The sequence below is a fragment of the Variovorax boronicumulans genome, assembly GCF_030812215.1.
Taxonomy (GTDB): domain Bacteria; phylum Pseudomonadota; class Gammaproteobacteria; order Burkholderiales; family Burkholderiaceae_C; genus Variovorax; species Variovorax boronicumulans_C.
The window spans coordinates 499,280-514,517 of the sequence record NZ_JAUSSG010000003.1 but is presented as its reverse complement, the minus strand read 5'-3'; the positions used below and the strand labels follow the sequence as shown (position 1 = coordinate 514,517).

16 protein-coding genes are annotated in these 15,238 nt (G+C 68.9%); 6 read left to right on the top strand and 10 right to left on the bottom strand.

Annotation, left to right across the window (positions count from 1 at the left end; all coding sequences use genetic code 11):
- Window positions 1-80 precede the first annotated feature (80 nt).
- Window positions 81-524, top strand: coding sequence for a GFA family protein (locus J2W23_RS11590; RefSeq protein WP_218104629.1), 444 nt, complete (start codon window positions 81-83; stop codon window positions 522-524).
- 24 nt (window positions 525-548) lie between these two features.
- Here the strand turns inward: J2W23_RS11590 and J2W23_RS11585 are convergent, their stop codons facing one another.
- Window positions 549-1,043, bottom strand: coding sequence for a protein tyrosine phosphatase (locus tag J2W23_RS11585; protein ID WP_176659756.1), 495 nt, complete (start codon window positions 1,041-1,043; stop codon window positions 549-551).
- 127 nt (window positions 1,044-1,170) lie between these two features.
- On the opposite strand from J2W23_RS11585, the gene J2W23_RS11580 reads away from it, so the two are divergent.
- A complete protein-coding gene (locus J2W23_RS11580) occupies window positions 1,171-2,097 on the top strand; it encodes a protein NO VEIN domain-containing protein (protein WP_307648822.1) in 927 nt (308 codons plus the stop codon).
- Between the two features lie 7 nt (window positions 2,098-2,104).
- Window positions 2,105-2,440 (top strand): hypothetical protein, encoded by a 336-nt coding sequence (locus tag J2W23_RS11575; RefSeq protein WP_307648821.1) that lies wholly within the window; start codon window positions 2,105-2,107, stop codon window positions 2,438-2,440.
- 15 nt (window positions 2,441-2,455) lie between these two features.
- Here J2W23_RS11575 and J2W23_RS11570 read toward each other — a convergent pair whose 3' ends face one another.
- From J2W23_RS11570 to J2W23_RS11550, 5 genes are read right to left on the bottom strand one after another with little or no spacing between them, the layout of a single operon-like run.
- Window positions 2,456-2,881, bottom strand: coding sequence for a hypothetical protein (locus J2W23_RS11570; RefSeq protein WP_307648820.1), 426 nt, complete (start codon window positions 2,879-2,881; stop codon window positions 2,456-2,458).
- Window positions 2,878-4,230 (bottom strand): adenylosuccinate synthetase, encoded by a 1,353-nt coding sequence (locus J2W23_RS11565; protein WP_176659753.1) that lies wholly within the window; start codon window positions 4,228-4,230, stop codon window positions 2,878-2,880. The genes J2W23_RS11570 and J2W23_RS11565 overlap by 4 nt, the downstream gene beginning before the upstream one ends.
- 7 nt (window positions 4,231-4,237) lie before the next feature.
- A complete protein-coding gene (locus tag J2W23_RS11560; protein WP_176659752.1) occupies window positions 4,238-5,206 on the bottom strand; it encodes a VWA domain-containing protein in 969 nt (322 codons plus the stop codon).
- A gap of 26 nt (window positions 5,207-5,232) precedes the next feature.
- Entirely contained in the window at window positions 5,233-6,210 is a 978-nt protein-coding gene (locus J2W23_RS11555) for a protein kinase family protein (protein WP_307648819.1), read from the bottom strand.
- 17 nt (window positions 6,211-6,227) lie between these two features.
- Window positions 6,228-7,538 (bottom strand): hemolysin family protein, encoded by a 1,311-nt coding sequence (locus J2W23_RS11550; RefSeq protein ID WP_307648818.1) that lies wholly within the window; start codon window positions 7,536-7,538, stop codon window positions 6,228-6,230.
- A gap of 23 nt (window positions 7,539-7,561) precedes the next feature.
- Between J2W23_RS11550 and J2W23_RS11545 the strand changes: the two genes are divergently transcribed.
- Entirely contained in the window at window positions 7,562-8,413 is an 852-nt protein-coding gene (locus tag J2W23_RS11545) for a symmetrical bis(5'-nucleosyl)-tetraphosphatase (protein WP_307648817.1), read from the top strand.
- A gap of 28 nt (window positions 8,414-8,441) precedes the next feature.
- Here the strand turns inward: J2W23_RS11545 and J2W23_RS11540 are convergent, their stop codons facing one another.
- Window positions 8,442-10,019 carry a M20/M25/M40 family metallo-hydrolase gene (locus J2W23_RS11540; protein WP_307648816.1) on the bottom strand — a complete coding sequence of 526 codons (1,578 nt, stop codon included), beginning with the start codon at window positions 10,017-10,019 and terminating at the stop codon, window positions 8,442-8,444.
- Between the two features lie 143 nt (window positions 10,020-10,162).
- On the bottom strand, window positions 10,163-10,882 hold the full coding sequence (locus J2W23_RS11535) for a GNAT family N-acetyltransferase (RefSeq protein ID WP_307648815.1): 720 nt from the start codon (window positions 10,880-10,882) through the stop codon (window positions 10,163-10,165).
- Window positions 10,883-11,013: 131 nt separating this feature from the next.
- Here J2W23_RS11535 and pdxR point away from each other — a divergent pair, with 131 nt between their 5' ends.
- Window positions 11,014-12,510 (top strand): MocR-like pyridoxine biosynthesis transcription factor PdxR, encoded by a 1,497-nt coding sequence (gene pdxR / locus J2W23_RS11530; protein WP_176659746.1) that lies wholly within the window; start codon window positions 11,014-11,016, stop codon window positions 12,508-12,510.
- Window positions 12,511-12,532: 22 nt separating this feature from the next.
- Here pdxR and J2W23_RS11525 read toward each other — a convergent pair whose 3' ends face one another.
- Window positions 12,533-13,000: a response regulator transcription factor gene (locus J2W23_RS11525; protein ID WP_307648814.1), complete on the bottom strand. Its 468-nt coding sequence runs from the start codon at window positions 12,998-13,000 to the stop codon at window positions 12,533-12,535.
- Between the two features lie 257 nt (window positions 13,001-13,257).
- On the opposite strand from J2W23_RS11525, the gene J2W23_RS11520 reads away from it, so the two are divergent.
- On the top strand, window positions 13,258-14,265 hold the full coding sequence (locus J2W23_RS11520) for an AraC family transcriptional regulator (protein WP_307648813.1): 1,008 nt from the start codon (window positions 13,258-13,260) through the stop codon (window positions 14,263-14,265).
- Here J2W23_RS11520 and J2W23_RS11515 read toward each other — a convergent pair.
- Window positions 14,262-15,233, bottom strand: a complete 972-nt coding sequence (locus J2W23_RS11515; protein WP_307648812.1) for an ABC transporter substrate-binding protein — start codon at window positions 15,231-15,233, stop codon at window positions 14,262-14,264. The genes J2W23_RS11520 and J2W23_RS11515 overlap by 4 nt on opposite strands.
- Window positions 15,234-15,238 lie beyond the last annotated feature (5 nt).

Genomic DNA, 15,238 nt, shown 5'->3' with positions numbered 1-15,238 from the left:
GCGATGCGCTCCCTCGAATAGATTGGTCATCACGCCATGCGGCATGCTGATTTTTTGGAACCAACGGAACGGAGCTCGCCATGACCGACATCGTCGAAAGAACAGAAGAGATCGACCAGCCCTACACCGGCGGTTGCGCATGCGGCGCCATCCGCTACGAGATCTCGGCCGAGCCGGTCTTCCAGAACGATTGCCAATGCCTCGACTGCCAGCGCAAGAGCGGCACCGGCCATGGCTCATACCTGACCTTTCCCCGCGCCGGCGTGAAGCACAGCGGCGAAGCGACGTTGTGGGACATGGTCGGCGACAGCGGCCATGTGAAGACCCGCGCGTTCTGCCCGCGCTGCGGATCGCCCGTGTACCTGACCTTTGCCGCGATGCCCGAAGTGTTCACCGTGCATGCCGCAAGCCTGGACGACCCCGGCCGCTATCGACCGCAGGCGGTCACGTACGGCGTGCGCGGCCACGCATGGGATTTCCTGGACCCGGCATTGCCGAAGTTCGACAGGATGCCGCCGATGTGAAGCCGCCGCGGGGCAGCGCGCCAGCTAGCGCATGTGCGCCAGGTCCCGCAGGTCCGAGCGGATCGCCGCACGGTCGGCGCCATGGAGCGGCAGGCTCACGAACAGCTCTAGGCGCCGGCGCAGCACGAACATCATCTGGATGGCTGCGCGCAACGCGTCTTCGGGGTTGCTGATCGCGGCAATGTCGGGAAAGGCCCACAGCGCCGCATCCGGCTGGCCCGGCCATCGCGGTTGGGAGAGAAGCGTCGACTCGTCCAGGGTGATGACGAACTCCGCGCGGGGCGCGCCCGATGCCGTCAGGTCGTTCCAGCTGCGCGGCGGTGCATCCAGCGGGGGGATGCCTGCGTTCGCGAGGGCCGCGACGGCGGCGGGATGGACGTCGGCAGCGATCTTTCCCGGCTGGCCGCACGAGAGCACCGTGAAGCGGCTGCCGCCCAGGTGCGCAAGGCTGGCATGCGCCAATCTGCTGCGAAGGGAATTGCGTCGCGAGACGAAGGTAACCACGATGCCTCTTGCCATGGATTCCAGTCTAAAACGAACACATGTCGATCGCACGCGGCGACGTGTGCGGCAGCCCGCCACACGGCACCGCCCGCACCCGATGCGGCATACTCCCACCCCCCAAACACGCCACAAAACCACCCGCATGGACAAGGAAGTCGACCCCCACGTACTCACCGTCATCGATGAGATGCGACTCTCAGGACCCCGGCTCACGCCGGTCGAGATCGTCGCCAAGATGGGGGTGTTCGACGCGCGGGAAAAGCCATTCGACCAGGCCTGGCTGGCGACGGGCGACAACGTCATCGCGACCATCTGGGCGGAATATGTGAGCGTGGGCGCCGGCAACCGCTGGTTCTGCCTCGAATCGCTCGATACCCAGCATCGCCCGGGCGGCGGCACGCGCAGCCCCTTCCAGGTCCAGCGCGCGAAAGACCGCCTTGCCTTGCTCAAGCGCACCTTCGACGCAGGCCAGGGCTTCCGGGCCGTGCTGCAGACCAACCGGGTCGCCATCGCCGAGCTGGAGAGCAACAAGGCCGCGAAGGTGTCCACGCGCGTGCGCGACGACGCCGAATGGCACGTCGCCAGCTGGGAACCCGAGCAGCAGCTCGCGGTGCTGGTCCGCGGCCCGCGCGGCTGGACACCCGGCGAGGCCGAAGTGAAGGCCGCCACCGCGCGAGGCGGCGCGCCGGTCGTGGCCGAAGCCGAGCCGGAAGCCGCCGCACCGCCCGCACCCGTTTCGCGCGAAGAGGTGCAGGCCGCCGCCATGGACTACGTCATGCGCCACTTCAAGGGCTACGGCTACAACGCCGAAGACCTGACCAGCAAGAACATCGGCTACAGCATCGAGGTGTCGAACGCGAAGGGCGCGACGCTTCTGCGCGTCGTGGTGAAGGGCACCTCCACCGGGTCGCCCAAGTTCCAGCTCACCAGCGAAGAACAGGCTTGCTCGGTGCGCGAGCCGCTCTGGCGGCTGCTGGTGGTTTCCGACGCAGGCAGCCCGATCGCGCAGCACAAGATCTACAAGCCTTCGGAGATCAGCCAGGCGCCTGGATTCGAAGCGCAAGGCTGACGCGATCGTGTCGTTCCTTTTGTCACTGGTGTTGCCGGTCGCCGTGTGCGTGCTGCTGGTCGGCATCACCTCTGCGTTCTGGTGGGGCAAGTTGCACAAGCCGTGGGCCTATGTGGCCTTCGCCTTCCTCGCTGTGCTCGGTCTGCATCGCATTCTTCAGGCGGGTGCGGATTTCATCGGGCTCTTCACGCGCGGCGGCTACTTTCTCGAATACCAGGGTCAACCGGACCTGGCGCAGCTGGCGGAGCGGTCTCTCACCATCGAGGCGCTGCTGATCTCGACAGCCCTGGTCGTTGCCGGCTGGCCGCTTCTGCGCTGGCTGCGAGCGCTGCTGTCGCGTTGACCCGCCAACGCCCGTTCAGAGCGTCTCCCAGACCTGAACGAGCCCGGCCAGGTGGACAAGGCCGAACACAAGGCAGATCGCCGAGCTCCACACCCAGAAGGCGTTCAGCCGCTGCCGGTCGAATGCGAACAGCCCCACGGCAACCATCCCCCGCAGCAGGTAGACAGCGGTGATGGCGGGCAGCACGAACGCCAGCAACGGCAGCGGTTGCAGCACACCCGCGCCGGAGAGCGCGTAAGCCGCCCACACGCCCAGCACGCCGGCGATCAGTAGCGTGACGATGGGCGGATACCAATGCCCGGCCGCCGCGCCCATGGCCATGCGCTCGCCCGCGCCGAAAAAGCGGTACCACGCGGGTCCACCAAAGATGACGCAGATGTGCAGCAGCGCGGCCATGGCGCTGAGTGCTGCGCCGACGATCAGGAAAATGTTGGGCGTCACACGGTCTTTCGGATGTGCTTGCGCGCACGTACGGTGTCGCGCGTCGGGCCGAAGGCGCCGAAGCGCACGGACAGGCCGCTGAAGGCTTCGGCGCGCTCCACCCACGCTTGCGGGCTGCCGACGGGGTGCGGTTCGTAGAGGGGTTGCGCGCCTTGCAGCAGCAATTGCGTCAATGCGTGCTGGCGGTCGAGGTCTGGCTTGTCGCTGAACGGCAGCGATGCGAGGTTGGCTTCATCCGCGGTGCGATAGCCGGTGCACCAGCGCAGGTGCGCACCATCGACGGCATCGAGGTGACTCACCACCAGTCCATCCAGTCGTCCGATGGCGGCGAGCGCATAGCGCAGCAGCACTGCATCAGGGTGGCCGCGTCGGAACGCGCCCTGCCAGCCTTCGTCGGCGTTGTGCGGCTCGGCGAATTGCGCATCGAGGGCGCGATCGTGCGTCGGCAACGGCCCCGGGCCGTGGCGCGTGAGATAACTGCGCAGCACGCCCAGGTGCTGCACGGGCGCATCGATGCCCGCGTCGTGCAGCACGGCTTCGACGGCGGCCGTCGAGATGGTGCTCCACGTGGTGTGCGGATGAAAGCCGCGCCATTCGTCGAGCAGCACGCCCTGTGCGCCTTCGAACACCACCGTGCCGGGACGCGCAAGCGTTGCACCGATGGCGTCGGCGCTTGCGGGGGGCGACAGGCGAACGCATGGCAGAGCGGCGTCGAACCAGCGCTGGGCGAGCGAAGCATCGTCGAGCAACGCCAGTTCCTGCGCGGCCTCGGGGTGCGATGGCGCCATGTCCGCGAATTCGCGACGCAACGCTGCACGCGAAGCCTCCAGTTTGTCGAGCGTGCGCGCACGATGGGGCAGATCGCCATATCGCAAGGCATCGGCGGGGGCAGCCAGCGCCTGCCGCACCGTCTCGCCGACGCCCACGCCGCAACTGCCATGCGCCGCCGCTCCCCTCGCCCATTCACGCAGCCGGCCCGCGGCCTGATGGAACGGTGTGGTCACGCGGCAGCGCGCGTCGATCAGCAAACGCGCGAAGGCATCGGGCACGCCCACGCGGCGCAGTGCCTCTTCCTCGACACGCAGCGCGGTCGGATGCACCACCACCGGGCTCGCGAGCACCGTCGCCACGCCCGCATGAAAGCTGCCGGCACCGAATTGCGAGAAGGTGTGGTGCCGGCCATCGGGCAGCACCACGTTGTGGCCGGCCTGTGCACCGCCGTTGAAGCGCACCACCGTGTGCGCCTGCCACGCGCCGCACAGGTGGTCGGTGAAGAGGCCCTTGCCGCAGTCCCCGAAGCCCAGGCCCAGCAGCGAGACGTAGCGCGTGGCCGCGGCGGTGGTGGTCACACGGTGTTCAGCCGAAGAGCCGCTTCCACCACGACGACCGCGGCCCGCTGGCGGACGGCGGCGCACGGCGCGGCGCGGTCGGGTCGAGCAGCGCCGCATACGCATCGAGCGCGTGCAGCACGCCACCGACGCGCTCCTTGGCCATGCCGGTCGCGCCCATCACCTTGGCGAGGCCGTCGAGGTTGGGCACGGCCTTCTCGGTGAGCGCGACGATGCCGGCAGCCACGGCGCAAGCGTCGTCGGGCGAGTCCATGCAGATGACGTGATCGCCGAGCAGTTCGCGCCAGCGCGGCTCGCAGCGGCGGCGGCGCTGGGCGTCGGGGATCAAGAAGAACAGGTTCGTGGTCTCGGCCGCGGCGGCGATGACCTCTTCGATGGGAATGTCCTCGTCGAGCTTCTCGCCGATGAGACCCTCGATCTGGTGGCGCGAGACGGCCGGGTACGGCAGCTCGTCGCCCGTCACGAACAGGTAGCCGCGCTTCTTTCGCTTGACCCAGCAGTCCATGTCGGTGTGCTGGGCCATCACGTAGAAGGCGAGCTCGTAGCTCTCTTCGCCGCTGCCGCCACCGCCGCCTTCGAGGTAGCTCCAGGTGAGCCACTGGTCCATGAGGTTGGCGGTCGATTCGAACTGGCCGACCTGCAGCGGCGCACGGTCGGAAGTGGCGTCCCCGATGGCCATGAACATGAGCTGGGGGTCGGCCACGCCGCAGTCGGTCAGCAGCTTCATGAAGGTTGGCAGTTCGCGGCGCGCGAGGGTCTGCGGGATGTCGCCCATGGAGCCGGTGACATCGAGCGCGAACACGATGCCCAGCGAGTTGGGATGGTCGGCGTTGTCGCGCGACTCTCGCACCTTGAGGCCGTGCGGGTTCATCAGCGCATGCGTGGCCGTTTGCGTGAACACCTCGGAACCGGGCTTGGCGGCGCGGTCGGCGATCAGCGCGGTGTGGGCGGCATGCGAGTAGTTTCCGTAACCCATGGGGTGCTCCTTGGAATGTCTGTCCGTCAACCGCCGAGGCGCGGCGCGGGATCGAAGTGAACGAACTGCGGTGCGCCGAAGGCCTCGCGCGATGCGGCCGACAGGGCCTGCTCGATGCCCTGCGCGCCGAGGCGTTCGCAGAAGGCGGCGTCTTCGCTGCATTGGCGCAGCAATGCGGCCAGTGGCGCGGGCGTGCGCGCGCCGAAGCCAGGGTCGCCCGCCGCGCCGCCGTGCAGCGCTGCGCGCACGGTCCACGCGGCTTGTGCGAGGTCACGCGCCGCAGCGGCCGCATGCACCGAACCCGAAGCCTGCCGCGCTTGCGACCAGCCGATGAGCAGCACGCCATGGTCGCGCGGATGCACCAGCGCATGCGCGGGCGAGAGGTCGCGATGCGCCCAGCCGGCGCCGTGCACGAAGGCCAGCACTTCGAGCATGCGGCGCCAGATCCAGACGGCGTGGCGTGCGTCGATGCCTTGCGGGTTGGCCTGCTGCACGTCCTGCAGGCTGCCCCAGTAACCGGTCGGGTGGCGCAGCACCAGGGCCTGGCGCTTGCCGTCGCCCAGGCCTTCGGCGATGCCCGTGCCCAAAGGCTGCGGCAGCCGGCGCGTGAAGTAGGCGGCGCCTGGAACAGACAGGTCTTGCAGGGACTGCAGCACCGCGCCTTCGCGCAGCAGCACATCGTTGTCGGACGTTTCTCGTGCCAGCTTCAGCGTGACGCGCTCAGGCACCGCGCCGAGCCGTTCGGCGAACAGCACTTCGCTGTGCTCGCCGAAGCCCAGCGGCGCCAGCACGCGGTAGCGCGCGCCGCGCCATTGCACGATGCGCCCGCCCGCGATGTCGGCGTTGGCACGCCGCAGGGCCGCGCGGAAGCTCTCGCGCTCCACCGTTTCCTCGCCGCGCGTGATGGTTGCGCCGCAGTAGCTGCAGTTGACGGTGCGCCAGCGCGCGGCGCGGGGCAGCGGCGCGGAGCATTGCGGGCAGCCCAGTGCGAGCAGCGACAGCATGGCCGTGCGGTGCCTGTCTATTCTTCGCGCGGCACCGTGGGATCGGGCGAGGCCAGCACGCGATCGATGCGGCGGCCTTCGAGCGCGACGACCTCGAAGCACCAGCCCGCGCAGTCGATGCGCTCGCCCACCGCGGGCAATTGGCCCGACACCGACATCAACAAGCCGGCCACCGTGTTGTAGCGACCGCGCTCTTCATCGGGCAGTTCGCGAATGCCAAGGCGCGCACGCAACTCGGACACCGGCATCAGGCCGTCGAGCTCCCACACGCCATCGGCCCGCTCGCGCGCCCAGGCATCGGTCTGCATGCCGGGCTGCAGCTCGCCGGTGATGGCTTCGAGCAGGTCGCGCGGCGTCATGAGGCCCTGCACCACGCCGTATTCGTCGACCACGAACACCAGCCGGCCGGCGCGAGCGCGGAACTGCTCGAGCAGTTCCATGCCGGTGAGCGTTTCGGGCACGAACACGGCCGGCGTGGCCTCCTGGCCGAGCACGCCCTTGTGGGCGGCCCCCAGGCGCAGCAGGTGCGCCACGCTGATCACGCCGACCACGTCGTCCAGCGAATTGCGGCAGACGGGATACCACGAGTGCACGAGGTTGAGCGCCGCCGCATCCGCCACCTTCTGCAGCGCCTGCGACACGGTGTTGGAGGCGTCGAGCCATTCGATGTCGGCGCGCGGGATCATGAGCGACGACAGGCGCCTGTCATCCAGGTGAAACACGTTGCGCACCATCTGGTGCTCGTGCTGCTCGATCACGCCGGCGTCCACGCCTTCTTCGAGGCTGGCGGAAATTTCTTCTTCGGTCACCGACCGCGCCGCGTTGGCATCGATGCGCAGCACCTTGAGCATGGTGGCGGTGGCACCGGCCAGCAGCCACACGAAGGGCTTGGCGCCCTTGGCGAGGCCGCGCATCGGGCGCGACACCCAGCGCGCCACCGGCTCGGGATAGAGCTGGCCGATGCGCTTGGGCACCAGCTCGCCGAAGATGATGGTGAAGAAGGTGATGCAGGTCACCACCACCGCGGTGGAGACGATGCTGGCGGTGCCCGCGCCCATGCCCACGCTTTCCATCCACACCGACAGCGGCGCGGCGAAGGCGGCTTCGCCGACGATGCCGCTCAGCATGCCGATCGAGGTGATGCCGATCTGCACGGTCGAGAGGAACTGGGTGGGCGCCTCCATCAGTTTCAGCGCGGCGGCCGCGCCGGTGTCCCCCGTTTCGGCCAAGGCTGCGAGGCGTGCGCGCCGGCTGGTTGAAAGGGCCATTTCGGACATTGCGAACACCGCATTGAGGGTGGTCAGCAAGGCCAGCAGGAAGACATCCATGAACAGGGGGAGAGAATGAGGGAATGTCACTTTACTGTATCGGCGATGTGCAGGGCTGCGACCCTGCCCTCGGGCGGCTGCTCGGCGAGATCGATTTCTCGCCCAGCCGCGACACCCTCGTGCTGTTGGGCGACCTCGTCAACCGGGGCCCGGATTCGGCCGCCGTGCTGCGCCGCATGCAGGGCTACGGCGCCTCGGCGCTGAGCCTCCTGGGCAACCACGACCTGCACCTGCTGGGCGTGGCGCACGGCGCACGCAAGGCCGGCCGCAAGGACACGCTGGCCGACTTGCTGGCCGCGCCCGACAGCCAGGCGCTGCTCGACTGGGTGCGCAACCAGCACATGGCGCTGCACATGCAGATCGGCGGCGGCGACCTGCTCATGGTGCATGCCGGCGTGCTTCCGCAATGGACCGTGGGCGACACGCTCGCGCTGGCGTCGGAGGTCGAATCGGTGCTGCGCGGTCCGGCGCTCGGCGACTTCCTGCTCACGATGTACGGCAACGAGCCGGCGCAGTGGAGCGATGCGCTCACCGGCAGCGCGCGCCTGCGCGTGATCGTCAACGCGCTCACGCGCCTGCGCTACTGCACGCCCGGGGGCGAGATGGAGTTCGAGACCAAGGACGGGGCGATCCCCGCACCCGAAGGCCTCTTGCCATGGTTCGACGTGCCGGGCCGCAAGACCGCATCGGCCACCGTTGCGTTCGGCCACTGGTCCACGCTCGGCTGGCTCTCGCGGCCCGACCTGCTCTCCACCGACACGGGCTGCGTCTGGGGCGGGTGCCTGAGCGCGGTGCGCATCGGCGCGACGCTGGACGAGCGCGAGCTGATCCAGGTGAAGTGCGAACAGGCGCAAAAGCCCGGCAAGCAGGCCTGAAGAACGCCGCTGCCCGCTCCGTTGGGCTTCAGAACCCGTGCGTCATCAGCGCGTACACCGTCTGCACGCCGGTCACGTAGTTGCCCATGCGCAGGTTCTCGTTCGCGGCATGCTGGTTGTTGTCGGCGTTCACCAGCGGAATGATCGCAAAGGGCACCTGCAGCACCCGCACGATCTCCGCCGTCGGCACGGTGCCGCCCATCATGCGGATGCGCACCGGCTCGGGCTTGGTGCCGAAGGTGTCGGTCAAGGCCTTGTAGGCCCATTGCCCGATCGGTGAGTTGATCGGCGAGCCCGCCGCATCGGCGCCCTCGCTGCGGTAGGTGAAGCTGGCGATCTTGTCGTAGCGGGCGCGCTCTTCGTCCGTCGGCGCACCCTTCACGAGGTGGTAGCCCTGCTTCACGATGTGCGCCTCGATCAGCTTGCCGAGGTACGGCGCGTCGGAATCGGGCGTGGTGCGCAGGTCCATCTCGGCCTCGGCCTTGTCGGGGACGATGTTCGCCACCTTGTCGCCCACGGCCGCCGATGCCATGCCGCGCACGTTCAGCGAGGGGTACTGCATCGCCTCCTGGTAGTTGGCGCCGACCTTGTCGGTTTGCGCGATGCCCAGGCGGCGCTTGAGCGCGGCCTCGTCGTCGGGCACGGCGGCCATGATCTTGCGCTCGGCCTCGCCGATCTTCACGCGGTCGTAGTAGCCGGGAACGGTCACCCGCCCGGTGTCGTCCTTCATCGAGGCCAGCAGGCTGGCGAGGCGCTGCGCCGGGTTGGGCGCGTAGTTGCCGTAGTGCCCGCTGTGCAGCGGCACCTTGGCGCCGTACACGGTGAGCCGCGCATCGGCCGCGCCGCGGTTGCCGAACACCAGCGTGGGCCGGTTGGTCGCATGCATCGGGCCGTCGTGGATCACGATGGCGTCGCTGCGCAGCAACTCGCGGTGCGCCTGCATGACCTGGCTGATCGACGGCGATCCTTTTTCTTCCTCGCTGTCCAGGATCACCTTGACGTTGACCGCCGGCTGGCCGCCGCCGGCCTTGAGCGCATCGATGGCCGCCAGCAGCATCATGATCGGGCCCTTGTCGTCCGCCGACGCCCGGCCGAACACGCGCCACTCGGGGTCGAGCGGGCCATTGAAGAGCGGGGCCGAATCGATCTCCTCCCACTCGCCCTTGTCCGTCTTGCGCTTGAGCACGGGCGTCCACGGGCTCTTTTGCGCCCACTGCGCGGGAATCACCGGCTGGCCGTCCAGGTGCATATAGAAGAGCACGGTCTTTCGCGCGGGGTCGCTGCCCGGGAACTCGGCGTAGAGCATCGGCTTGCCGTTGTTGGGCAGTTGCCGCGTCGTGAAGCCGCGTTTGCGAAAGGCCTGCTCCAGCCAGTCGACGTTCTTGCGGATGTCCTCCGGCACGGTGGCATCGTTGGGCAGGGCCAGCAGTTCGAAGTATTCGCGGTAGGTGGCCTGCGCATGGCGCTCGGCGAGGGCCGGCGAGAGTTCGGCCGCCTGCGCGAGGCCATGGCCGAGGAGCAGGAAGGCTGCGGGCACCAGCGCGAACAGGCGGCGCTGGCGGCGGTTTTGGCGAGGGGAAGGGGTGGATGCGAAATCGATGGGCATGGAAGGCAAAGGGAAAGGCAGAACAGGAGAGCGAAAGAATGCGGATGTCCGCCCAGCATAGAAAGCTGCCGGGCTTTCAACAATCGTTGGTTTCCTGAACCATCTAGCATTTCCCGCGCCCGGCGACGACGCATCTTTGTCCCTCAGTCCGCTCGCGGCAGCCGGAACTTGTCCAGCGCCATGCGCTGCCTGCCCTCTGCATCGAAGTTCTCCGGCGCGAGCCAGCGCTCGAACGCGGTGCGCAGCACGGGCCACTCGCTGTCGATGATGGAGAACCACGCCGCGTCGCGGCTGCGGCCCTTGTAGATGCTGTACTGCCGGAACACGCCCTCGGCCTGAAAGCCCAGGCGGGCCGCCGCGCGCTTGGACGGCTCGTTGAAGCTGTCGCACTTCCATTCGTAGCGCCGGTAGCCCAGCACGTCGAAGGCCAGCTTCATCAGCAGGTACTGCGCTTCGGTGGACATCGGCGTGTGCTTGAGCAGCGGCGAGAAATTGACATGGCCGACCTCGACCACGCCGTTCGCCGCGTCGATGCGCATCAGCGACAGCGTGCCGACGGCCCGGCCGCCCTGCCTGTCGATGACGGCGAAGTGCAGCGGGTCGGCGGTTTGCGCAAGGCGCTCGATGTGGGCGCGCATGGCATTCAGGTCGGCGGGCCGCTCGGCGCCCAGGTAGGTCCAGTCGCGGCCGTCGGGAGCCTGCGCGTAGGCGGCGTGCAGGTCGTCGGCGTGCCTCGCGGCGTTCACCGGCTCGAGCGTGCAGTAGCGGCCTTCGACGGGCGCGCGCGGCGGCAGCGGGCGGGCGCTCCATTCGGGCATGAGGGGGCCGAGGGACTGGCCGAATTCGTTGTGGCGGGCTGGCATGGGATGAAGCGTCTTTCAGGAACAAAGATGGAGCGGCGATGCCGGAGAACGCTAAAGTACGCCCGGCGTGGTTCCATGAGAAGTACCACGATGCATTCATTTCATGGTGCCACGCCTCGATCCATCGCCTCATGCCCAACCCGCCAGACCTCGCCGCATTGCTCGAATCGCCGCTCGAACGGGCCCGCGATGCCGGGTCGATGCAGCGCCAGCTGCACGAACGCCTGAAGCGCGCCATCCTCGACGGCCGTCTCGCCCCGGGCAGCCGGCTGCCCGGCTCGCGCGCGCTGGCTGAAGCGCTCGCGATATCTCGCAACACCGTCACCGCCGCCTACGAACACCTGGCCGCCGAAGGCTATGTGCAGCCCGATCGCCAGGGCACGCGGGTGACCGAGCTGTCGTCTCCGGCGACGACGACCACCAGGCGCTCCCGCGGCAAGGCCACGGGAGCGCCGGCCACCGCGCGCCGCCTTGCGAGCATCCAGCCACGCACCGCCTTCACCGAGCCGGACGCCACCTTTCGCCCTGGCGTACCCGCGTTGTCGCACTTTCCCGCAACCGCATGGCGCCGCGCGCTCGACCGTGCCATCCGCACCGCGAGCCCGGCCACGCTCGGTTATGGCGATCCGCTGGGCGAGCCCCGGCTTCGCGCGGCCATCGCGCGGCACCTGGCCATTGCGCGCGGCGTGCGGTGCGAGCCGCGGCAGGTCGTCATCGCCGAGGGCGCGCAGGAGGCGATCTCGCTGTGCGTGCGGCTGCTCTCGAACCCCGGCGAAACCGGATGGATCGAAGACCCCGGCTACCGCGGCGCGAAGTCGGCCATGCGCGCGGGCGACATGCACATGGTGCCGATCCGCGTCGATGCGGAAGGCCTCGATGCGAGCGCGGAAGACTGGCGCAAACACCCGCCGCGCCTCATCTACACGACGCCCTCGCACCAGTACCCGGCCGGCGCGGTGCTGAGCATCGCGCGCCGGCTCGCACTGATCGCACAGGCCCGCCGGCACGGCGCATGGATCATCGAAGACGACTACGACAGCGAGTTCCGCCACACCGGCGAGCCCATCGGTGCGATGCAGGGGCTGGTGCCCGACGCGCCCGTGCTCTACATCGGCACCTTCAGCAAGACGATGTTCCCGTCGCTGCGGCTGGGTTTCCTGGTGCTGCCCGAAGCGCTCCTGGCCAGCGTGCAGGCCCCGCTCGAGGAAATGCTGCGCGGCGGGCACCGCCACGCGCAGCTCGCCATGGCCGACTTCATCGAGAGCGGCCAGTTCGGCCGGCACCTGGGCCGCATGCGGCGGCTGTACCGCGACCGGCAGCAGGCGCTGCGGCTGGCGCTGACCCGGCATCTGAAAGTGCCGCACGAGATCGATGGCGGCTACTGCGGACTGCACCTCACCGTGCGCCTGCCGCCCCGCTTCGACGACCGCCGGATCGCCGCCGAGGCGCTGCGCCACCACCTGGCGCCCGTGGCCCTGTCGAGCTTCGCGATGCAGCCGTTGCCGTCGGACAACGGGCTGGTGCTGGGCTACGGCAACACATCGGCGGAGCTTTTCGAGCCGTTGGTCAAGCGCCTGTCCCAGCTGGCGCGTGCCGCGGAACGCGGCGGCAGTGGCAGCGTCACCTGAAGCCCTCGCAGCGCCAACAGTGCTACTGCGGACGGCCGGCGTCCCAGCTCAGCAGGCCCCGCTCCATCGCCGCGCGCACCGCCTGGGTCCGCGAATTGACGTCCAGCTTGCGGTAGATGCTCTTGATCTGCGTGTCGATGGTGTTGGCCGAACGGCTGAGCGCCTCGGCGATCCGGCGGTTGCTCAGGCCCTGCGACACGAGGTGCAGCACCTGCAGTTCGCGCGGAGACAACGGCCCGTTCGATGCCGGGTGGGCAGCCGACGGCACGGCGCCCATGCGCGACTTCATGGCGATGGCCGCCGAAGAAGGCCGGGATCTGGCGGCCGCCGCGATCAGGGCCAGCATGTGGCGCGCGATGTGCGAGGCGCCGGGCGAATCGCTGCGCTCCATGGAAAACATCAGGGCGGCCAACTCGTCCTCGCTGGCCTCGTTGAAAAGATGGCCGAAGGCACCGGCGGCTGCGGCGGGATCGGCTTTTCCTGTGGACATTTCGGTACTCGCTCAAGACATCAGGTTCGTTCGGCCATGCGGCCGCACGAAGGCAAGCGTCGTGGCAGCTGTCCGGCGGGCTTGACCGTCCGTCTCAGTTATTGAGAGAATTCATTCGAATTTGCGCCTTATTTAACGGTTTCTTCCATTCATTGGGTGCCGCGACCGCCCAGTCGCAGCGGTCGCACCTCGCGAATTTTTCCTCTCCAATGAACTTCGCCCCCCGCCGAGGCGACCCCCAGGTCCCCTCCTTTCCCATGCAAGGCCTCGTGGCGCGCAGCCACTTCAGCGTGCATGGCGAGCCGGCGCACCGGCAACTGCTGGCCTGGCGGGAGCGGGTGGGCCACGTGATCGACGTGCTTCCTTCCAAGGCCGACATCGAGAAACCTTTCAGCGCGGAGATCGACCGCTACAAGGTCGATGGCCTCCTGTTCACCGACTGCCGCTCCGACGCGATGCTGCTCGAACGCTCGCTGGCGCGCATCTCGACGGACAGCGTGCGCGACTACGTGTTCCACGTGTTCGCCGAGGGCGGCGTCGACGACGTCGCGCTGCAAGCCTCGCCTCGCCACGCTGCGGCTTCCACCACGAAGATCCTCGCGCTGGACATGAACCAGCCGGTGCGCATGCGGCGCAGCAGTTGCCGGGTGTTCACCTTCTTCGCGCCCGCCTCGCTGGTGCAGGAGACCTTGCCCGACCCCGAAGCCATCCACGGCCGCACGATCCAGGACACGACCCCGCTCACCCGGCTGGCGCTCGAACACGTGGCAGCGCTGGGCGCCAACATCCGCGGCATGACCGTTGCCGCAGCCGACAGCGCCGTGCGCAACGCCGCGCATCTGGTCGTCGCAGCCTTCGGCAAGCAGGCCGGCTTGAGCGGCAATGCGCGGTCGGCGGCGCGGGCGGCGCTCTTCGGCCGGGTGCGGCGCCACATCCAGGCCAACCTGCACCGCGCGGAGCTGACGCCCGAAGGCGTGGTCAGCGCCTTGCACCTGTCGCGACCGACCATCTACCGCATGTTCCAGCACGAAGGCGGTCTGGGCGCCTACATCCGCCACCTGCGCCTGCGCCAGGCGGCCGACGAACTCGCCCGCTACCCGCACATGATGGTGACGGACGTGGCCTATGCGGTCGGCTTCAAGAGCGCGTCGGACTTCACCCGCGCCTTTCGCCGGGCCCACGGCATGGCGCCGCAGGAGTTTCGTGCGCTGTCGCAGGCGTACCGGACGGATCGCCCGGCCCCCTGGCAGGCGCTGTCTGCCTAGCCCGCGACACCGAAGCCGGTGTCGAACGTGCCCTTCACATCCAGCGGCTGCTTGATGAGCCCCACCTGCCGGTAGAAATCCGCCGTGCCCTGCTGGTCGGCGATGACCTTCGCATCGATGGCCACCCACTTCTGCTGGCGGCGCTCGAACTGCAGCTTTGCGGCCTCGGGCGGGATGCCGATGATGCGGGCCAGCGCGGCCGAGTAGGCGTCGACATTGCGGTACGACCAGAGCTGCGCCTTCACCACGCGCTGCAGAAAGTCCTGCAGCACCGGCCGCTTGGCGGCAATGGCCGCATCGGTCGCGGCGAGGTAGCTCAGGCCCGGCAGCAGACCGCGCCCGCTCACGAGCACGCGCGCATGGTGGCTCACCTCGGCCAGCGCGGTGTAGGGCTCCCAGGTGGCCCAGGCATCGACCGAGCCTTGCGTGAGCGCGAGCTTGGCGTCGGCCGGCGCGAGGAAGCGGATGTTCACGTCTTCCGGCTTCAGGCCCGCCGCGGTGATGGCCTTGAGCGTCACGTAGTGGCCGATGGAGCCGCGGTTGGTGGCGATGCTCTTGCCCTTGAGGTCGGCCGCGGTCTTGAGCGTGGAGTCGGGCCGCACGAGCACTGCCGTGCCGTAGGAATCGGAGCGGTTCGCGCCGATGGCCTTGACGCGCGTGCCCGCGGCCAGCGCGAAGATCAGCGGCGCATCGCCGATGGGCCCCGAGTCGACCGCCGCCGCGTTCAGCGCTTCGGCCAGCGGTGCGGCTGCGGGGAATTCGGACCACTGGATGTCGTAGCCCAATCCTTCGAGGCCGTTGGCCGCTTCGAGCAGCGCGCGCAGCCCGCCCTTCTGGTCGCCGGCCTTGAGCACCGGGCGGCCCTGCGCGCGGGCGGGCAGCGAAAAGATGGGCAAGGCGGCGACCGTGGCGGCAGCGAGGCCTTGGGCGAGGAGCTTTCGGCGTGAGGAGGCGAGGTTCGAGGGCATGGGTT